The sequence below is a fragment of the Fibrobacter sp. UWH6 genome, assembly GCF_900142465.1.
Lineage (GTDB): Bacteria > Fibrobacterota > Fibrobacteria > Fibrobacterales > Fibrobacteraceae > Fibrobacter.
In genome coordinates this window covers 41000-63105 of the sequence record NZ_FRAX01000018.1, presented here as the reverse complement: position 1 = coordinate 63105, position 22106 = coordinate 41000, and the positions used below count along the sequence as shown (strand labels likewise).

At 44.9% G+C, this 22106-nt stretch carries 12 protein-coding genes and 1 pseudogene; 11 read left to right on the top strand and 2 right to left on the bottom strand.

What is annotated here, in order from left to right:
- The 10 genes and pseudogenes from BUB73_RS17595 to BUB73_RS13750 form a co-directional block, all read left to right on the top strand.
- On the top strand, positions 1-447 hold a 447-nt coding region (locus tag BUB73_RS17595), incomplete at its 5' end, for a hypothetical protein (protein WP_217650917.1).
- Positions 448-613: 166 nt separating this feature from the next.
- Positions 614-1453: a hypothetical protein gene (locus tag BUB73_RS13790; protein ID WP_073156440.1), complete on the top strand. Its 840-nt coding sequence runs from the start codon at positions 614-616 to the stop codon at positions 1451-1453.
- Between the two features lie 189 nt (positions 1454-1642).
- Positions 1643-2524, top strand: coding sequence for a hypothetical protein (locus BUB73_RS13785; RefSeq protein WP_139259229.1), 882 nt, complete (start codon positions 1643-1645; stop codon positions 2522-2524).
- 88 nt (positions 2525-2612) lie between these two features.
- Positions 2613-3173 carry a hypothetical protein gene (locus BUB73_RS13780; protein WP_073286708.1) on the top strand — a complete coding sequence of 187 codons (561 nt, stop codon included), beginning with the start codon at positions 2613-2615 and terminating at the stop codon, positions 3171-3173.
- A 984-nt stretch (positions 3174-4157) separates the two neighbouring features.
- On the top strand, positions 4158-14459 hold the full coding sequence (locus BUB73_RS13775; RefSeq protein ID WP_139259228.1) for a LamG-like jellyroll fold domain-containing protein: 10302 nt from the start codon (positions 4158-4160) through the stop codon (positions 14457-14459).
- 7 nt (positions 14460-14466) lie between these two features.
- The gene (locus BUB73_RS13770) at positions 14467-15279 is read left to right on the top strand and encodes an FISUMP domain-containing protein (protein ID WP_073286703.1); all 813 of its coding nucleotides are present in this window, start codon (positions 14467-14469) and stop codon (positions 15277-15279) included.
- Between the two features lie 12 nt (positions 15280-15291).
- Positions 15292-15960, top strand: coding sequence for a hypothetical protein (locus BUB73_RS13765; RefSeq protein WP_073286701.1), 669 nt, complete (start codon positions 15292-15294; stop codon positions 15958-15960).
- A 174-nt stretch (positions 15961-16134) separates the two neighbouring features.
- Positions 16135-16527 (top strand): annotated as a pseudogene (locus BUB73_RS13760) (carbamoyl phosphate synthase large subunit); the annotation flags it as partial.
- A gap of 160 nt (positions 16528-16687) precedes the next feature.
- Positions 16688-17020, top strand: a complete 333-nt coding sequence (locus BUB73_RS13755) for a transposase (RefSeq protein ID WP_073286714.1) — start codon at positions 16688-16690, stop codon at positions 17018-17020.
- Positions 17021-17272: 252 nt separating this feature from the next.
- On the top strand, positions 17273-17998 hold the full coding sequence (locus BUB73_RS13750; RefSeq protein WP_073286698.1) for an IS3 family transposase: 726 nt from the start codon (positions 17273-17275) through the stop codon (positions 17996-17998).
- Between the two features lie 235 nt (positions 17999-18233).
- On the opposite strand, the gene typA is transcribed toward BUB73_RS13750, so the two are convergent.
- Positions 18234-20066, bottom strand: coding sequence for a translational GTPase TypA (gene typA, locus BUB73_RS13745; protein WP_073156465.1), 1833 nt, complete (start codon positions 20064-20066; stop codon positions 18234-18236).
- Positions 20067-20268: 202 nt separating this feature from the next.
- Here typA and BUB73_RS13740 point away from each other — a divergent pair, with 202 nt between their 5' ends.
- On the top strand, positions 20269-20727 hold the full coding sequence (locus tag BUB73_RS13740) for a hypothetical protein (protein ID WP_073156469.1): 459 nt from the start codon (positions 20269-20271) through the stop codon (positions 20725-20727).
- 59 nt (positions 20728-20786) lie between these two features.
- Here the strand turns inward: BUB73_RS13740 and BUB73_RS13735 are convergent, their stop codons facing one another.
- Complete coding sequence (locus BUB73_RS13735; RefSeq protein WP_073286696.1) at positions 20787-22022, bottom strand: lamin tail domain-containing protein; 1236 nt, start codon at positions 22020-22022, stop codon at positions 20787-20789.
- Positions 22023-22106 lie beyond the last annotated feature (84 nt).

Sequence of the window (22106 nt, the reverse complement as noted above, 5' to 3'; positions counted from 1 at the left end):
GCAACCGAAGGCACTGCCAAGTTCTACGAAAAGGCTGGCGTCAAGTGCGAAGTGGTGAACAAGATCGCCGAAGGCCGCCCCAACGTTCTGGATGTCATCCTGAACAAGCAGGTGAACCTCATCATCAACACCCCGTGGGCTCGCCGCGGCGCTGTTGCCGATGACAAATGCACAAGGCGAATGCCGCGACAGAAAACTTGTTTTCTGGCATGGCTGAGCCAAGCATTTGGGCTATGCCCATGCGCCATCCGTAAGGCTGCCATCAATAGTACGCAAGGTGAGCGTCGCACAAAAATGCTTGCGCTTTGCAAGCTATTTTTGTATGACCGAACCGCAGTACGGACGCCAAAGGCGTCCAATACAAGACTCCTTACATCACCACTCTCGCCGCCGTTCTCGACACCGTCAAGGGCATTGCGGCCGCCAAGGCTGGCAAGGGCGAAGTGAAGAGCTTGCAGGAGTATCATGCTTCCATTGAGGAAGTGTAACGTAAACGTCATCCTGAGTGCGTAAGCGCGAAGGATCCAGACCTGCGAACCCAAACATTCAAAGGACTGCAGCGATGCAGTCCTTTTTGTCTTGATTTTATGTTGTATAGAGCTATATTTAAAACATGAAGAATTTGTTAATCTGTGTATCCTTTGTTGCATTGCTCTTTTTGGTAGCGTGTTCCTACGAAGAACGGGTGATAGACCGGTTTAATTCTGTTGAGTTTGTAACATTGGTTGATGATACCACTGGACTTCTTTTAGTGGAGTCTAATGAAAAAGTGGAATTCTATTCGTCATACATTTCGGGTATGGACGAAAGAACTGATGTTGTTGGCAGAAAATATGTTTATGTAGATATGCGAGAAGAAAAAATTTATAAGGAGGTTGATTATCCGCTTTCAACACCTATGAATTGGGTTGTTATCTCGGATTCTCTGCTTCTATTTTATTGGTATTATGAAAAAAATGGAAGGTCGGAATTAACTAAAGCCTCGGCGTGGAATTATCATTCTAATGTATTGGAAAATTGGTCTGTAGTTTCGCGAGAGACGCTTCCTACAAATGTCGTCAAAGGCGGTGCTTCAATAAGGAGTGATAATTATTATGTACGTAAGGGGTATGCGAATTGGGGAAATGGTCAAATATCCATGGCTGAATACGTAAATTATGAGTGCAGTGATGTGATGCAAGACGAAAGAGGACTCTATTGTTTGCAGATAAAGGATTGTTATATGATGGTTCTTGATAGTGAGGGGGATATTGTTGACTCTTTGCATGTTGGTGATGAACATTATGTGTTTTTTAAAGGCCGATATATCTATAATGGAAAAATATGGGGCTTGTATGATGGGGAGAATGTATCCTTACACTATTTGTATGATATTGAACATTCTGATTCCGGTAATCTAAAAATCACGGATGGAGTTGGCAATAGTTTTATATACGAATCGGACAAATTGTAAATTTCATGTAAATTTGCAAGAATATAGGGGAAAGCCTTCCCCTGGTTCGCACACGCTTGCGCTTATAGCTCATCACCCCTTCGAGCGGGTGCTCAGACGCCGCACCCGCAACGCCCGGCTTATTGCTATTCAATGTTTTTTTAAAGCATCTTGATATTTTTTTGTTCTTATAACTATCTTTATAATAAGATGAAAAAGATGGTATATTGTTTGTTAATGATCTCTATGCTGTTATTTAGTGCATGTTCTAGAGATGATAAGGTTGTTGATTCTAGAGTACGTGTTTCGCTTGTTGCTGTGTATAGTGACTCATTAGCTTTGTTGAATGTGGATTATGAGAACTTGGTGGAATCCTATTCATCATATCTTCAGGGATATGATACTGAATGGAATTTGGTTGAGTCAAAGTTTTTCTTAGTAAATATGTATAGAGAAAAAGTTCTAAGAGAACTTGTAGCTCCGTCAACACCTTGTGGAGCATGTGTGTTTCAATTAGATAAAACAAATTTGATTTTTTATGATTATAAATTTCCTCCATTTAAAGTGAACAAAGCGTTAAAATGGAATTTTGACAAAAATGTTGTTGAAGATTTGGAAATATCTGATGAAAAAGTTTCTATTGATTCGATAGATAGTAAAATGCAAATAAATACGTTTTATTCCAATGAGGAAGGTTCCGTCTCGGCGGTTAGAAGATTTTATTTCTATCTAGATGATAAAGAGAAATTATTGAGAGAAGTGGAAATATCGAGTATGATGTGGAAAGGGAGATGTTTAGATTTCTATTACAGGGATTCTTCTTTTATATGTCTTGCCATAGATTCGGATACCTTAAAATTATTGAATGAAAAACAAGAAATTCTTGATTCAATATGGGTGAAGCAAATGTCAGAAATCCGATTCTGGGGACCTAAATTGCAGATAGATGATAGAGTTTATCGGCTTTTGGAAAATGGTGGAATAGATAGGAAAAATTGGCTTGAGATACAATTTGGCCGACAAGGTGAATCGTTTCCGATAATTTTCTCGAATGATAGCGTATCAGTCTTCTATGGTGAAAACAACTTGTAAATTTTGTGTAAATTTGTAGAAAAAACTCTTTACAAATTATATATATATTTTTTTTTATTTTACGTAGTTTTCTGTGTTAGGAGTAAAAATGCGTCCAAACTACGTAATCCTATTTTTATCTTTGGTTGTGTCCCTGTTTGCAAAGCCGATGGAAGCTTTGTCAGAATACAATGTTTTCTTAATTCATGGGGCCGGATCTAAATGGGGTGGCCTAAATTGTGATGAGGGTTATAATGATAAAGGTGACCCTTATCCGCAGGCCGCACAGGATACGATGTTTGGTGATTTGATTCCCAAAGGAATAAAGTCGAGGGCTGCAGGAATGATTAAAGACCTACGTCCTTGGCTGCGCGATGATATATTTGAGAAGGACTATGGTGAAAAGGTCTATCTTCATCGATCGTTTACGAATCCTGCGAATTCCCCGAGAAATAATGGAAGTGAAATTGGAAAAAGAACTTGGGTTGGACCGAATCGTTGTTCTAATCGTCGTTCCTTATTGGAGGAAGCTCAAGAAGTTGATGCTGGTGGCCAAAGTGCGCTACATGGATTTCGTCATGATTCTTTAGATAGTTATCGTAAAATTCCATCAAGAAATATCCTTATTTCCCACAGCATGGGTGGTGTTGCGTCTCGTGAATATGTGTAAGGAAATGTTTATAATGATGATGTTGATAAAGTGATAACTCTTGATAGCCCGCATGAGGGAACAGGTGCATTAAATTTGTTGCTTGAATTGAAAGAGGTTGATTTTGGTGATAGATTGGGAAAGGCCATAACGCAGGCTGCGACTATGGAGGCTTTTGCGATAACAGCTTTTTTAATGGGATTTGAATCAGTCTCTTCTAGCATAGCTTTGTTAGGGGTTGTTATTCCTGTATGGAGTAATTCTGTAGCGCCTTTGCTTGGTAAGGGTATTCTTGCTGTGTTAGGTGATGGCTTTGATTATTATAAAGAAGATTCTTTGACTGCATATATTGATCCTAATTCAGGTCGCGACGACGGCGTTTCTTTCTTGAAAGGACAACCTTATAAAGATAACTTGCCAATGTTCAGATTACTGTATGGCGAAAATGGGTTAACGTTTAGTGATCCTAATCAAAATTTTTTCAATAAAACAGGACTTTCACAATTTGTTCCTAGTTCAATAAGCGCTTCAATAAGTAATGCGTGGACGCATTTAAGTGATGGAGGCAGTATTTCTGAACGAACCTATAATACGGTTGCGTCTATGGCGTATGGTTTTCTTGCTGGTGTAACTTTACAAGAGCAAGGTACAGCATTGATTCCTAGCTGGTCTGGAAGTGGAAACGAAACTGCTGTTTTTAAAGATTCAAGAACGGATGTGAAAAAATCAGCATATAATGGCAATATTGCTTTATATGCTGATTTTAATGATTTTTCTACAGATGCTGATGTTGAATTGTCGATAGACGCTGCTAAAGATTGGTTTTCTTACTTTCTTGATGAACTTAGTGTTCCTTTTTCAAGGGTCGGCACCGTTATTGATGAAGCTATCGCGATTCTCGCCATTGCTGGTGTAACAGCGGCAGTTCTGGAAGAAACTCTTTTTTGGAATCAACCTGCATTGAAATTAGCTAAAGGAGCTTTACTTTGTGGAACGGGAATAAACATGACTATTGTTGGTTTGGGTTATGTTACAATTGCGGCGATTGCAGATTTGAAGTATTCGCATCAGGTTCCCGTAAATTCACATTTCCAGAAAAAATGGCATGGCGCAGAAAATAAGTTTAGTTTGGCTGTTGATGGTTCGTCTTCGCATACTCCATACTTGATGGAAGATTTTCTTTATGAAAAACCTTATGTCAATTTAGGTCTTTTCGTTGCAGATCCTACTTTGCAGGCCATAGATCCGAATTGCTATTACGAAAAATCTCGGACTAGTAATAATACTGATTGCGAAATTGGTTTGTACGGAAAGCGAGATTCCGTTCTTGTTTCTGGTGATACGCTTAAAGTTGATGGTTCCTTCCAAAAGAAAAGGTATAACGAATATCAGAAAAATCCGATTGAATTTAAGACAGATGCCGATTGGAATAAAATGGGCGTCAAGATTGACCGATGGGAACGAGTGAGTGGTATTGATGCTAATGGGAAAGTTTCTTCGGATGAGGTTCCCATTCGTCACGTAGAACGTTACGAAATTCCACCAATTACTGTGACGAACTACATTGAAAAATATTCCTTTGTTGTTGACGACTTGATGCCACACCGTCTGCGTGAAATCTATATGAATTTCAACTTCCAGCAGGAACTTGTCTGGGAATGTGACGTGGAAAAGGATCCGACAGCAAATGATGCCTGCAAAGTCTATAAGAGAATTGCTGGTCAAAGTTGGCCGACTACTCCTCTGATGACTGTTCCGCATCCTGTGAAAAAAGATGGTCATTTTGATTTCAATGCAAGAGACTACTTCAATGCCTCCTATAATGATGATCTTTCTGTAATACAGAAGGATAACCAGAATACGGTAATCGTGTCTGTCGTGAACAAGATTGGTCTTTCCAATACGCAGAGGTTCTATTATCTGTTTAAGGCTACTGAAGACCTTTTGGAATCTAGTTGGCCGCTGCCGAATGTCGTGGTGAATAAAATCGACGGCTTTGTGGGTTCTGCAAGTGCCCTGGATTATCAGGGCTTTAGCATCGTCAGCGCTAAAGATTCTATTTTCCGTTGCGTGACAGCGAAGTGCGATTCCTCGGATTCGATTGCGTCATGGCATGCGATGACGAGTTCTCCTACTGCTGAAGGACTGAGATTCTCGTCAAGTCAAAAGGTTGATAGTCCGGCAGAAGGTGATTATCTTTGGGTTTTCAATGCGACAAGTTTTAATTCTACGGACAATTCGTCTGATAGCGGCGATATATATTTGGTTCCGTTTGTCGTGGATACTACGGCTCCGAAGTTCACATTGACGACAGATAGCTATTGCGTGAATCCGGACAGTTCCGTCTTTATAGCCCGTGTAAAGGTCGATGGTAATGATTCCTTGACAACGAAAAACAGGGATGCCGCCGATATCCGTATTATGCAATGGACTCTTGAACAGAAGAAAGGAGGAACCTACAACAAGGTGTCTGATGCAAAATTGCCGTTCCTTTACGATGTCGTCTCGAAGGACTTTGCTGTAACCTGGGATGGAGTAAACAAGAAATCTCTGACGGATGGTGAGTATCGTTTAAGTGCGGCTGCGATAGATTATGCTTTGCCGAACTTGACTGCCTACGGAGCGGTGAACGCGCTGTTCGAAAAGGTTGTCAAGCAGACCGCTAGTGAAACGGACTGGAATTCGGTCATTAATAACCACAAGTTGAATGTCGGTTATGATACGGTAGAATTTAGGGTAGATAAAACTGCGCCAGCTTTGCCCAAATTTGATTTGGTTGCAGCCCCGATGGATTCTCAGAAGGTGTCTAGATACGCTTCCTTGCCGAAACTAGCCCGCCAGGACAATCAGTGTGTGTATGTGTCTAAGGATAGCCTCCTGAACATATCGTATTCCGTTCGTGAAGCATTGAACGGCCGTAGTGAAACGTCCGTCTTTATAAACTGGTTGTTTAAGCATATTCCTGACAGCAATGCTGTTGACCGTGCCGGTGATTCTGTGTGGCTTGACAAAGACCAGGTTGATGGTAGCTGGACCGAAAATACGGGGCTTCTGTTGGAAGATGGCGAGTATCGCGTTCTTGCCGTTACTCGTGACGAGGCGAAGAATACATCAACTCCGATTAAGTCGTATCCTGAAAAGATGCTGATTGACCGAACAGCCCCGCAAATTGAAGGCCTTATAAGTACGATTCCCGTCTATGATACTGCATCTACAAAACCGTTCGAAGCCTCCATCAAAGTTTCCGAAAGTAAGGATGTGGCTGTCAACCGTACCGGTATGAAGTGTAGCTATAGAATTATTGGCGGCGGCAATGAAAATCAGTGGCGTGAAATTACTGGCTCCGTATTGCATACGGAAACATTCAAGTTCTATCTTGATAAGGGCTTGATTGGAACAAATGACGGGAAACGCTATTTTGAAGCAGCCTGTGTGGATCTGGCGGGAAATGTCGGTGTTCGCACCAGTCTGTTCTTTGTGGGAAAACGTCATCCGAATATTGTTTCTCCTACGGAATCTGGTGATTTAAAGATGCCGGTTATCCCGATTGTGGGCATTGCTCCGCCCGATTTTGACGATGACGAAAATTCCGCTGTTTATCGTCTAAGGTATAGGGAAGCAAATTCGACGGAATGGGAAACAGACAAAATCATGACTGTTGCTGCCAACCGTTCGAAGGATAGCGCGAATATATCGAAAATTGCGCAGAGTAACGAAGGAGTGTTGGGTTATTTCTATCGAGATACCATCTATGATAAGCAGTATTATATTGAACTTGGGGTCAAGACGTGCGATAGTTGTTCCTGGCGTACGGATTCGGTCCTTATAACTTTGGGCAAACTTGCGGCGGATAGTGTAAAACCGGTAGTCGCATTTGATGTTTCGAAAACCTCCATGGTTGTCGGGGTGGATTCTGTCAATATGTCGCTCCGTCTAACGGGTAACCCGTCTGGTGCGTACATGCTGCGTATCTATGCAGAAGACTCGAAGGGCGTCGGTGTTTTTGACAGGTCGGTTGAACGAGCCTGGGCAAACCCGTATTATGGTTCGCCTTATGATTTGACTGCTGGATTGGTTTATGATTCCACAAAGTCCCCTGCTGGGGTGTGGTTCTATCAAGATGACAGCTTGTATCATTTGAGATGGTCCGGTTTGCCCGACACGTCTGAATTGCAAGTCTCGTTCTTGTCTTCGTCTTTTGGCGAAACGTGCATGGCCCTGAAGGGCAGTGTCATCATGAATCTTGACAAGGGGTGCCGTGTTGAATCTCAAATGAACAATTTCCCCGAAATTACTTCGGAATACTTGAGCGGTTATCCGATGTTGATGCCGCCTACGACAACCGACAATGTCATGATTCTCTCGGGTGATTCTGGACATGTCGTGATGAAGTCGGAAGGTGCATTCCGTATAGTTGGCAGCCATATCGATACACTGGCTGGGCATAACGTACCTGTGTATTTCGGGTCTAGTGAAATGGCCGGCTTTACGCTTGCCGGTCAGAACATTGGTGTCGATACGATGAATGTGCTGCAGACGGGCTGGAATGTTCATCCGGAAGCCTTTGGGTTGTCGTTTACATGGGATGGCCGCCTGGATTCCCGGTTCTTCCCGGCCGATGGAAAGGTGAAGGTTTATGCCGAGGTGACTGGACTTGATGGTGAAAATGCGTTCGTCGATGTACAGACGAAGGAAATTGATCTGACCTCTCAAGATGTTAAGGTCGTGCTAAGCAACAGTCTGCCTGTTTATCCTTTAATCGTGAAGGACCCGACTTCGTATAAATTGGGTTCCATGAGCATTCCTTATGGCATTCTTTATAAAGATGCTTATGTGAACATTGAAATTCGTGACTCCGCCGATAATCCAATCTCAGTGCTGGAGACAAATAAATTCGTTGCAGCGCATTCTAACGGCAAGGCGTATTCTGTAACATGGAACGGGAAGCGTGATTCGGATAATAATCCTGTAGATGCTGGGACTTATAAGGTTGTAATCAAGGCTTTCCCTGCTGGAACCATTGATACGACGGGAGGAAATAAACCTAAGGGTGATTCTGCGATAGCGCTATTGTCGGTAATTACTACAAATAGCATGATTGACAAAACTCCGGGTGACAGGTCGCATACCGATTCCGTGAGCATTTATGTTTCCGAGGCCGTTACTGATTCCAGTTTGGGACGAGTTGTCAACAGGTATGAACCCATCGCGGATTACTTTGTTGATGCTGAATTGAGTGGAAAATACTTGCCCAAGAATATTCGCGAGGCGAATCTCGTTACAAAATTTAGTGGAACGCAATATCCGCTTGGCTTTACGCCGGAACGATTCAGTCTAGGTATTAAGAGACAGAGACAAAGTTTGGATTTGGTTGCAGTCATATGGGTAGATAGGTGGATCCAGTCTTGTACTGATGGAAGGTGTGATACCACAGATACAAGGAATGAACCTCTTGCCGATGTTAGACCGATACATTTTGATGAGCAGTCCTTGTCAACATCTATAGATATTGATATTGATGCTGCAAAAAAATATGGCTATTTAGGTGGGCCAGACTTGGCGGAATTTGGCAAGAAAACGAAGTTTGATATGTTTGTTACATCATGGAGAGAATGGGATTCTTTTTATAATAATGGACAATGGGATGGATCATTGCTCGCATATACTCTGTTGAAGACAAACTCTTTATGGGACTTGTCTAAAATTGATGTTAATGATGTAGTTATTCCGGCTCCGGGACAAGGTGGGTATTTGCCATTCCCTCGAAAAGAACGGGGCTCTTGCGCGGCAGATGAAGAGGTAAATGAAAATGGAGTCCATCAGTGTATATATACGCAAGATTCTGTTTCAAATCAGTACGACCCCAATAGGGAGCTGTTTGCTGTAGAACTTGTAGGAAATTCAGCATCCAATTTTTATACAAATGAACAAAAAATTAATCCAGATCATTGTGATAACACTCGCTATAGAAAATTGAAGTTTAGTATCAAACTAACCATTCCTCCCGAGTATTGGAATGCTCCTTTCGGCTATGATAATCTTGTGAACCGTACCATTCGTTTTGACTCTAAGAATATAAGCCTCTATGGTGAAAAAGATGGATATTTCCATACGCTCGAAAAAAATTCTCTAACGATGAATTTATCGAGAGCGAAAAACCTATTTGATGGTTCTCAATGGAATCTTAAGCATAGTTATGGTTTGTTGACTCCTTTTGAAACGCAGCATTTACCATATTTTAAAGCTAGTGAACTTTCTGGTGGTGGAAATACATTCCTTTTTGCGGATGAAGGTGTCGGGTTTGAACAGGTATCCCGATTCACTCTAAAATTCTACAACGACCCAAATGACACGATAAATTATAATAGTCGCCATTTTATTGCGCATATATTTGCTCCAGGTTATGCACAGAACATAACCAATAATGGTGATTCGTTGAAAACAGACTACTTTATGCCTGGCGATATTGATTTCTATGTCAGCATGAACAAGTCTTTTGGGGCCGTATTTGCCGAAAATGCGGATAAATCCGTACGTTTAGATTATCCTGCAGGTGGTAAAGGCGTAAATAACCCGGGTAATGGGAAAACATATTATCTGCTGGGTTCCAGGATTCATCATTATTATAATGACTACAGCGATGTTGATTGGTTGAAACAGTTCACTTTGAACGGTGATACTACCAGTTATTTCAAAAATCTCTCCAATTTTAAGACTAATCCTGATAATTTGATTTTGTATTCTAATTCTGACGTTGATTTTGATCCAGGTTCGCTTTCTTCATTGCATCTTGATTCCGCAAAGGTTGTAAATGGTGATTCGCTTGTTAGATCGCTGTCTATTAGCCCAGACTCTTATGATGCAAGTTCGAAAAAGTTTAGTGCTTATATTGCTTTGCCGATTTCGATAAGCGGTGATGTTGTTCCGACTTATACGACATTGCTCAAAGGTGTCCCGAATGAGAAGTACAAAATTTCCAACGATACGCTTTATATTGCCGCATCCGACTGGAAACAGGATGTCAGGTATCGACGTTCTTTGGATTTTACTTCCCAGTTGCCGGAACGGACAAGTGCCAAGGAACTCACGATAAATCATCTTTATCGGTATCAAAGCGGAGTGAACTATAGAAGAGAATCCGATAATAATTTGTATTATGGCACGGCTGCGGAAAAAGAATGGACTCGTAATCCGTGGATTAAGGATGTTGAAGTCGTATCTTCAAGACTGGTTCATTTGGATGATTCTGTCCATTCACATCTTGATGCTGTCGGGAATGCAACAACTCCATCTAGTGTCAATATCCAATACAAAAATGAAATTGATGTGAAACGCCCCAAGGAACTTGTGGAAATACGTGCGAATTTGATACCGGGGACGAAATATCATCTTCTATATTTGAAGGATTCCGTGTATTATCCGGTTGTAGATTCTGCCATAGAAGTCAAGACGTCCGGCGAACGCAGACTTGCCTGGTTCAATGTGAATAGGCTTCAAGGGAATACACAGTTCCTTTTGACCTGGGGTGGCGATAATGAGGGTGGCGACTATAGTTGCAGTCACTACAATCTGGTAATCGGAAAGCAAGTAAAGGATACTGAGCAGGGTACGGTCACATCGCTGTTTGACGAAGTTTCTGTTACGTTCCCGCAAGGTACGCTTGATTCGAGTGACGATTTTACGGTTCGTACGGTTGCTGCCGAAGACTACCATTTCGAGGTGTTTAACAACGTGCCAATAACAGGGTCGATTGTGGAAGTTTTGCCTCCGAAGGTGTTTGGCGATACGTTGCCTCGCATTGAAATCAAGATTTCCAAGGCGGAGATGCGGGATATGAATGTTACGCCGAGTACCTTGAAACTCTACAAGGTCGATTTTACGAATAAAAAGTTTATCCCGCTTGACAAGGTACTGTATGGATATCTTGGTGCAGACGGGCATGCAGCGGTTGCCAATGGCTTTGATACCGCGGAATGTGAAATATGGAATGATTCAAAGTGCTATCCGGGTAATGACGACCTATGGGAATATATTTTGATTTCCGGCGTAACAAAGACGTTCTCGGTTTTTGCAGCCATGGATTCTAGATTGGCGGAAATCCCCGATTTCAGTCTAGAAATCTTGCCGGCAATAGCAGGCACATCGGATCGTGATGTTCGAGTAATCGGCTTGAAAAATTTTAATCTGTATGTTGATAACGATTCCCTGTGGAACGATAGTAATGATGTGACTCCGGCAAAACTGTTGCCTTATAGCCTAGATGCCAATGAAATTGCCCATGTGCAGTTGCCTAGGCGTGGAACGATGACGGATACGAACTACGTGTTTGTCATTGCCAAGAACGATACTTCGGAGTTGCCTTTGGCACCTGCCGCTGCCCGTGCATTGACTGTTCCGGCGAACTTTGCATGTTCTACCCCGTCTGATTCTGTATGGCTTGGTCTTGACAATGGTTTCATGGCTTATGGTGCTAGTTGCAATCAGCCGGGTGACGGAATCGTCTCGTTGTATTTAAACGATAGGCTTATTACGGAAATTCGTGCCGAAATCCCGGACACGATTGTTTACGATGGTTCTAGGAAAATAGGAGGTTCTTCTGTTGGCAAGATAAAGAATGGTGTGTACGAGTCGACCTACTTGGGCATGTCTGTCCTTGGTAATGAAATGCAGGTGATGGGTCCGAAGGTCTATACGGATTCTGCCCGTCCCAAGGTCTCTTCATGGAATGTTGTTGATTCCTCCGATGTACTTGATCGAATCTTTGTGGTTTCGGCGAAACTTGAAGATTCCGAATCGGGAATTGCCAAGGTGGATATTCGTTCTGTATTTAGTTCGATACCATTGAAGGATGTTTCGATGATGCCTGATTCCAATGGTAATGTCTCTGCCAAGGTTCGTCTTAGCCGTAAGGAGTTGGCAAGTTGCATCGGATGTAATCTTGCCATTACAATGCATGTGGAAGATTATGGTCATAACTATGAAGAAATAACCTATGAATCGTCTAAACTTTATCCGTATCCGCAATCTCTCGCCTTGTGGTATCCTGCAAGGGAAGGTATGGGAAAAATTGTTCGCGAGATGATTGGGACGGCCCATGATTTGAACCTGTCCATGTTTATGCCTTGGCTTAACGATGTCGGCCTTTATTTCTATCGAGACGGAGATAAGGCTGTTGCCAACAGCAATGTGAATCTGGGTGTATCTGATTCTTACACGTTTGAGGCCCGCATAAATCTTGGCTATCCGCAGGAAGATGACTGGCTCCGTGTAATGGGCTTCTCCAGTGTTAGCCGTAATATGGAAATTCAGATTAGGGGTAAAGATATGCGCCTTGTCGAACAGAACCATATTTGGCTTGCTGAAAATGTGTTGCCTCAAGAAAAGGCTTGGAGCCATGTGGTTGTCACGGTTGATTCTTCCAATGTCAATTTCTACGTGAACGGGAACATGGTTATGACAAAACCGGCTGGAATTTCTATGAATCGAGTGTTCAACGGAAAGTTCTCGGTAGGCGAAAGTTCGACGATGGAGGGCTTTGTTGGCCATATTGCGGACATTCGCATGTATCTTTCGGCCTTGAGTACTGAACAGGTGCTGGAATTATCGAAACCTGTTACGGATGAGGGCGAGGAATCGCAACTGATTATTGTTAATGTAAATGACATGGATGTTGTGAATGGCTTTGACCGTCAATTTACTTGCTCGGTCGTCGGCAATAATTTCTATCGTTCGACGGCTAAGGATGCGAAATTGAATATGACGATTAATGTCGAACAGGCCGGAAAGTACAATCTGGTGCTCTATGCGCGTTCTGCAAGTTTGGAAAATGCCGAAGTTCAATTCGGTGCCGGTTCAAAGCAGAAGGGTGTGATGCCGCTTGCTCAGGTATGGAGAGCTTATACGGTATCAAATATGGCTCTTGAACTTGCCTCTGGAAGACAAAACTTCGAATTGATTGTGCCTGCTGGAGTCGATATTGCTGGCTTGGCCTTGGCTACGGATGATATTTCCGCATCGGATATTGCGTGGAATATGGCTGGTGATAATGGCCTGCAACCTGTACAATCTAGCAAGGTAAAGACGTTTGTTCGCTACGAAGGCTTTGCCGATTCTTCCATGTTGCGTCCGCGAGTCCGTATCGTGAATACATCAGGCGAGGCTATCAATGGTTATTCTGTTCGCTATTACTTCCGTGGCGAAGTTCCTGCTCTGGTTCATGCATCGGCCTTCTTCCCTCAGGATAGTTCGACACTCTCGGTCCATGCCGAAAGCAATCGGACAGGGTATGTGGAGTGGCGTTTTGCTGATTCCGTAATTCAGGCAAATGGCTCACCGTTCTTTGGCGAAGGTCCCCTTTTTGGACTGAACAATATTGAATGGAATGGCTGGTATTCTGCGGATGACCCATCTTTCGTGCTTAATGCGGCTAGAGACTTTGTTGAAAACAAGGGTATAATCGTCCTTGACAAAGACAATAACCTGATTGGCGGCTCCTGCGCTGAAATGGAAGATGAAATTGAGGATGTCACATCGGCCCGTGTACTTGCAAGGGATGTCCGTGCTAGGACGACGGGAGATCCGCAAGCGAGTGAAATTTATCTGAAGGTTGAAAATACAGGTAACATGCCTATTGCCGGATATGATGTCCGTTACTATTTCTATGTCGAAGCTGGATTTACTCCAGTCATGGAAATCTATGGAGACGGTCTTCCGCAAGGTGTGACCGCAGAAAAGTCCAATCTCGGTAATGGACGGTGGATGGTAAATCTCCATTGTGAAAATATTCTTGGCTCGGGAATGTCCTGGAATCGAGAGGGTGCTTTTACATTGCATCTTCCAGATTGGCAAATGGGTTGGAACGCGAATGATGACCCGGGGCATGTCGGAATGACCACCTCTGTTGCAGAAGCGGTAGGCTTCAATGTGGTTGATTCGCTCGGCAATGTGATTTATGGAAAAGAACCTAGCTGGCCTACGGGACAATTGGTCCTAGTTGAAACACCCAATGGGTCTGGAAGTCCTGATTCATCGTATGCCATAGATTTTGGCTATACCGCTCCGGATGATTCTATTCCGATCACTCGTACAGAGGATGGACTCGTGGTAACGATGAATGCATATACCTATGTATCTCTGGATTTGATCAATGCCGGCGGCATTCCTGTTCGTCATGTCTATACGGGAACTCTTGCCCCGGGACAACAGTACATTCGTGTGGATTGGTCTGGAATCAACATGAGAAATACCTATCTTGCGCTTCGTATTAATGGAGCCTTAAAATCGACAAAATTGTTGACCCTTCTGTGAGGAATGTATGGATAAGGTTAAATTACTCATCCCAGTTGCTGCTGTGACATTGGTTTGTTCCTGTGGCGATGACGAACCATCTGCAACGGGACCGAAGTTCCCAGATTATACGCCTAAATTCGGTACTGTTTTCGATGAACGCGATGGCAAGACATATAGGACCACGGTTATAAATGGCCTTGAATGGATGGCGGAAAATTTGAACTATGCTGTCGATAGCAGTTTTTGCTACAATGATGAACCCGCTTATTGCGAAAAATATGGGCGTCTCTACAGATGGGAATCGGCCATGGCTTTGGATACGACCGCAGTTAATGTTCGTCAATGGACGGAAGGGAAAAAATATCAGGGTGTATGTCCGCAGGGGTGGCACTTGCCGACAAAAGATGAATGGAATTCTTTAATACTATTTGCACTTGCGTGGATGCGTGCCGATGATTTGGCTTTTTTGGAAGAAATTGGTTATATAAAATGGTATTATCTGAAATCAAAAGATGGGTGGATTAATACTAGCCCAGAGAATGATTACAATGGGGGGTATTCGCGGGACTATGCAAATTACCGGATGTCTGAAATAACGAAAAATGGCTCTGATACATTAGGTTTTTCCTTGTTGCCTTCGGGCTGGCGTAATGACTATCAAAAATACGTCAAGGAAGGCCGTTGTGCCGCTTTTTGGACAAGTGATGAACGAGAAATTTTAGGTGGTGTGGCTGATAACTATTTTGCCATTATCGCCAATTATTTTTGCTATGAATACCATGATTTTGAAAGTGTTGGGAAAGAAGCCAGAGTATCTGTTCGTTGTGTAAAGGACTAAAAAAGGAATTTTATGAAAAAAACAATTAAAATTATTGGGCTTGGAATTGTGATGGTGGTTACTCAATCTTTCGCCTTGGACTTGAGTACCGTATTTGAAAATCAGGCGAAATCCGCTTTCCCGGACACGTGTGAAATGCAGATTAGAACTACGGTCATATTGCCAAATCAAAAGTCGCTGTCTGTTGACATGTCTGTGATTAATGCGGGTAGCGATAAATCTGTAACGACAATTAATTCAAGTCTTATTCAGATGAAGACGATTCAAAATGGAACGCGAATGAAAGTTGTTGATTTAAAATCAGGAAAGACTCTGCCTGCCCAAAATATTAAGCAACAGAATCCTGCTGACATAAATAAAAAGATGGGGTCTCCAGAAGATTACAAGAATCCTGTTAAGGCCGGTTCGCTTTGGAAGATTGTCCCTAAGGATGCCTCAAAACCAACTCTTTATTACTCCGCCACAAAAAAGCGGGTGATGAAGATGGTGCTTCAAGTTAATGGTGCTAATGCTGAAACCTCTTTTGAATATTGCGATAATACATGCAAGCTCCCTGGAACGCTCAAGAAGGTTGAGACAAATACCTCTCTTGCAGATGGAAATACAACTAAAGTTGTGTTGGATATTCTTGAAGCCGAACGACGAAAGGTGTTGCCACCCAAAATGTTCGATATAGAATAAAAGTGGGGCTCCATATGGAGCCTTTTTTGCATTGAAAGCATTCGCGTTAGGGATAGTGACCCCTTGGGGCCGAGACTGTGGGCTCGTTTTTATGAGGTTGGGCGGGAACGGAGTGAACCGTGCGACCCATAAAATATAGCCCGACCCGTGCGGAGCGCGGGGAACGCCCAAATGGTAGGCGACGTTCTCCAGATTTACAAGAAGGAACAGCCCGCTGGCGTTATCGTGCAGTTCGGTGGCCAGACTCCGCTGAACATCGCCCGCGCTCTCAGCGACGAAGGCGTGAAGATTCTCGGTACCAGCATCGATTCCATCGACATCGCTGAAGACCGCGACCTGTTCCGCAAGATGATGGACCAACTGGAAATCCCGATGCCGGAAAGCGGCATGGCTACCAACATCGACGAAGCCCTCGCTTGCGTCAAGCAGATCGGTGGCTACCCGGTGATGATCCGCCTCAGCTTCGTGCTTGGCGGCCGCGGCATGGAAGTCATCTACGACGAAAACATGCTCCGCGAATACGTTGCCAAGGCTGTTGGCGTTACCCCGGATCGCCCGCTCCTCATTGGACTATGGCGTGATTTAATAAGAGGGTAAATCATGCTGTCATATTCATTGTTAAATGATTGCCAAACCGAGCGTCGCAAAAACATGTTTACATGTTTTTATGACCGAGGTGCAGAATCAAAATGACATAGTCATTTCATTCTCAACCAGAGGAAAAACAATGTCTAGAGTCCATTACAATGAAGAAATGAAGTTGCAGACCGTAAAACTCGTCCTGAAAGGTGAAAAGTCTGCGACGAAACTTGCGAAGGAAATCGGCGTCACGGCCAATACCGTATGCAGATGGGTCCAGGATTACAGAAAGAAGAATAATTTGCCTTCATACGAAGAAGAACACCGACTCAAGAAAGTCTCCATTGAAGAACTTGCGACAAAGAACCGTGAACTGGAACGGAAACTAAAACAAAGAGAAAAGGAACTTGCCGAGGAACGGGAAACCGTAGAAATCCTAAAAAAAATCTATGAGCCGAATATCGCGGCGATTGCAAGCTAGCTTGCAAATCGACATGATTGAGGCGATTGGATTTCTGGAAATCCCTGCACATCTTTGACGCCTACGGCGTCAGCGGCTGCACTCGGTCATATATACGAAACTTGAAACTTTAGTTTCGTAGCTGAGTTATCCTCTTTGGGGAACATTATGCAAGCATAATTTTGCGACACTCGCTTGGCTCGCTCTTATGCGACCACACGACTGAAATGCGAGGCTGTCTACAAGTTACGTCAGGAGCATTCGGTGAAGAAGATGTGCAAAGCGCTAGGAATACCCCAGTGTTCCTATTACCAGTGGTCAAAGCAGGAAACCAAGAGAAATCAACGGAGGCAACGGGAAGCCGACCTTGTACAAACTGTACGCGATGTGTTCGAGGAACACCATCGAGTCTATGGTTGTACGAAACTTCTAAAGGTCTTGAATGAAAGAGGCGTTCAAATCAATGAGTACAAACTCCGGCGCATAATGCGAGAAAACGGCCTATACTCTGTTGCCATCAAGAAGTTTAAGCCTTACAAACCGGGCAAGAGCGACGGGATGTTTGCGGAAAATCGTTTGCAACGTAATTTTGCGCCTTTCGGTCTTAACCAGTTTTGGTGTGGCGATATCACGTATATCCGCACGAATCTCGGGTGGGTATATCTGGCTGTGGCGAACCGCGGCACGCATGAGAACCTAGTTTTCCATTCGGATCGAGGCTCGCAGTACAGTAGCCGAGGATATCGCAACATGCTTGATAGTCTTGGCATAGTGCCGTCCATGAGTGCTCCGGGCTGTCCGTACGATAACGCGGCGATGGAAAGTTTTTTTGCGAGCTTGAAGAAGGAACAAGTCCACCATAGATCCTATGCCGATATTGATGAGGTCAGGGAGGACCTGTTCAAGTACATCGAACTGTTCTACAATCGCAAACGCCTGCACAGCAGTCTGGGCTATTTGACTCCAGTAGCTTACCGATTGCAGAAACTTATTGCATAAACTTCAACAATCGATACGAAAAGAGAGTATATTTAAACCATCAAATTAATGAATATGGCTTGCGAAAAGCCCTCTATTAAAAAATCTACAAGTCCATTTTAGTTCTGAATTGTGAAGAAAGCCTGTGGAAATTTTTCCGCAGGCTTTTTGTAGAAATAAGAAAAGACCAACTTTAAAAAGCTGGTCTTTTCTAATCCGAGAAGTGTCGCGGCGCCATTGGTGCCGCAAACAACGATTATTCTTCTTCTGCGGGCTTCTTGGAGAGCTGCTTTCTCTTGATGGGATCCAGCTCGGTCTTGCGGAGGCGCAGAACTTCCGGAGTGACTTCGATGCATTCGTCTTCGTTAATGAAGGTAACGCATTCTTCCAGAGTCAGACGGCGATACGGAGTCAGCTGGATCATATCATCAGCAGACTTGGAACGCATATTGGTCAGGTGCTTACCCTTGGTGACGTTCACGGTGATATCCACATCACGGTTGTGTTCGCCAACGATCATACCCGGATAAACTTCAGCGCCCGGTCCGATGATGAGGTAGCCGCGGTCTTCCAGGTTGGAGAGAGCGTAGCTAGCGGCTTCACCCGGTTCCTTAGCAATGAGCACGCCGTTGATACGAGCCGGGATTTCTCCCTTGTACGGTTCGTAGCCCTTGAAGATGGACTGGCTGATGGCGTAACCCTTGGAGAGGGACAGGAGTCTGGGACGGATACCGATAAGGCCGCGAGAAGGAACGTTGAATTCCAAGGTGACGCGATCGTTTTCATCGGTGGTCATGTTGGTCATTTCGCCCTTACGCTGCTGGATTTCCTGAATGCAGGCGCCGCTAAATTCGTTAGGTACTTCGACCTTGAATTCTTCGACCGGTTCCAGGAGCTTGCCGTTTTCGTCGTTCTTGAAAATCACCTGGGGAGAACCGATGGTGAATTCATAGAGTTCACGACGCATATTTTCCACCAGAATGGTCAGATGGAGAATGCCGCGGCCAGAAACCTTGAAGTTGGAAGCACCGTCAGCCTTTTCCACCAGGAGGGCGGGGTCAGCCATGTGTGCGCGTTCCAGACGTTCCTGGAGCTGGTTACCAGTCATGAACTTACCACCGTACTTACCTGCCAAGGGGGAGGTGTTCACGGTGAACATCATGGAGATGGTGGGCGGGTCAATGTGGATACGGGGCAGTTCCACAGGATTCTTCGGATCGGACAGGGTATCGCCGATGTCGAAGTTGTCGAAACCTGCCAGAAGAACAATGTCGCCCGGACCGGCTTCTTCAACCGGCTGGGGAGAAAGACCGTCGTAGCGGAGAACCTTCTGGAGACGGACGTTCTTGAACTTGCCGTCGACAGTGGACTGTGCAACAGTCAGACCCGGCTTGAACAGACCGTTCTGGACGCGGCCCACTGCCAAGCGACCGAGGAAGCCGGAGTATTCCAGAGAGGTAATCTGCATGAGGGGTTCGGCATTCGGATCGCCCTTGGGAGCCGGAATGCGTTCGATAATCTTGTCCATGAGGATGGAAAAATCGCCATCCGGATCTTCCATTTCTGCCTTGCAGATACCGCGACGGCCGGAACCGAACACCTTGTCGAAGTCCAGCTGTTCTTCAGTTGCGTCAAGTTCGCAGAACAGGTCGAAAACCTTGTCCAGAGCGCCATGGGGATTGCAACCGTCACGGTCGATCTTGTTCACGACGACGATAGGAATAAGGCCCATCTGGAGAGCCTTCTGGGTTACGAAACGGGTCTGGGCCATAGGACCTTCGAAAGCGTCCACCACCAAAATCACACCGTCAACGGTACCAAGAACGCGTTCCACCTGGCCACCGAAGTCGGCATGCCCCGGGGTATCCACGATGTTCACGCGGTAGCCCTTGTACATCACGTTGGTGTTCTTGGAAAGGATGGTAATGCCGCGTTCGCGTTCCAGGTTGTCGGAGTCCATCACGCGTTCGTTGACTTCTTCACCTTCGTGGAAGGTTCCGCACTGCTTGAGGAGCTGGTCCACCAGGGTAGTTTTACCGTGGTCAACGTGGGCGATGATGGCGACGTTTCTGATTTTAGATTGATCCATAGGGCCTTCTTATATATAGAAAGGTTTATTTTTGGGCGCAAATTTAGAAAAATAGCACAATCGTGGCAAGTTAGCTTTGAGTGTGGAACTGTGAGCATTGCGCAAAAAACACCCTTACAGGCCTCATAACTCATAGCTCATAGCTCGTAACTCATGGCTCATAGCTCGTAACTCATGGCTTTTTTACTATATTTGGGCTACTATGGCAAAGAATAAAGATCTTGATAATTTTGATGACGACGAAATGGACGAGGCCGCCCTCGAAAAGTTCGAGTCCGAAGAAGAATCCTCTGCCCCGGTTGTCCGTGACTACAGCGACCGTTGCATTTTGGTGTGGGAAGAAGACGATGCTCGCCGTGAGGCTTGCCTCGAAGTGCTGACCGATCTTCTGGTTGGCGCTACGATTAAGGCTGTCAAGACTGAGGCCGAAGCCCAGGAACAGCTTGAAAACGACGACTGGGATACCTTTGTGGTTGACTTCTATACCGATGGCGTTTCTAGCAGCGAATTCATCAAGAATGCAAATAACTATCCGGGCTCTATCCTGGTAGCTATCAACATGGCTCCCCTGACTCTTGCTGAAGAACGTGAACCTGCCCGTACAGAACTGCTCCGCAGACTGTTTGACGTGGAACGCGCTAACACTCAGATTAGAGCTTGATTCGCCTAATCGGCTGCAAATTTTAAAACGACCGCTTTCTGGAGCGGCCGTTTTTTTCGTTAGAGGATTCCCGGTGTGGGTGTGGCCAGTTTCCAGGCGGTTGAATCCTGACGGTTTTTCCACTGCTCCAGGTTCAGTTGGGAGGAGGCGCCATTTTTGCCCGAGGGAACTGCGGGTACTACATTAGGGTGTAGCGAGTCTGGTTCCGAGGCGTAGTAAAGCGAATCCAGCGTAATGTCGTCGCACTTGAGGATGACGAACCCTTTGGAATTTCCCATGTCGTTCCAGCCGTCGGTCCCGATGTGGAGGGCGGGTGTATTTTGGCTGTTGGGGTTTCCCAGAACGAGGATCTCGTTAGGCGGAATCTCGCTGACGGTGAGGGGGATGAACTTGGTGGAACTGGAGCTGGTGAGCCCGATGGCGCAGTCGTCAAGAATCAGGGTGTCCAGGCTGCCGTTGTAGATTTCTACAAATTCGTATTGGGTAGTGTCCTTATTGTCGGGGGCGGCCATCACTTCGGTAATCAGGAGTTCGTTGGCCCTGGGCTTGCGGTATCCTGCTGGCAGGGGGAGTGTCAATTCCACGTTCTTTTCTGGTGCGAGGTTCACCATCAGCGAAACCTGGCTCCTGAGCGAATTTAATGTCAGATTTGGAACGGGGCTGTCTTCCGTCAAAAGGAACTTGTCTTTCAGCTTGTAGATGCCCTTTCCATCTTCGCCGAACAGTGTGATTTCCACATCGTAGTTGGCCCCCAGTTTCAACATTCCGCTCTTGAAAATACCGGCGGTTGCCGTCTGGGTCATGGGGATGGTATAACTGTCCTTGTCGGATGTAAGGGTCATGGTTCCCCGGGTAACTCCCGCACTGTTGTTCAGACCCAACGGAACCTCGATGTAGACAAAGCCTACGATGGCGTGCATCTGGATGCTCAGGTTTACGGCAGCGCCTGCAGAAAGCTTGGCTTCCAGTTCTCCCATCTGCAGCAGGTCTCCGTTGGCATAAATCTTTGCCTTGAAACTCCAGTGGTCGCTGGGAAACAGGTCCAGGCTGAAGTCGGGATTTCCTGGGGCATGAATCAAATGGAGCGTGTCCGGGCCGAGGCAGTCAAGAACAAGACTGTCTACCAGAGGGGTTTCGGTATAGGAAAACCTCAGGGAAACGCTGGTCTTTTCGACGTCAACAGACGAAAGCTGGTTGTTGGTGGAGTCTGTCCCGCAGTTCCAGAAAAATGCGGCGCAGAACAAGATGGCGGCCAAGAAACACTTGGTCGAGATGCGGTTAAGAATCGGACTCATAAAACCTCCTGTTTTGAAGTGGTCCACTTCTTAACACGAGTTTTTGATCCAGAAAATCGCCTTTTACGCTGTAAAAAGATTTTT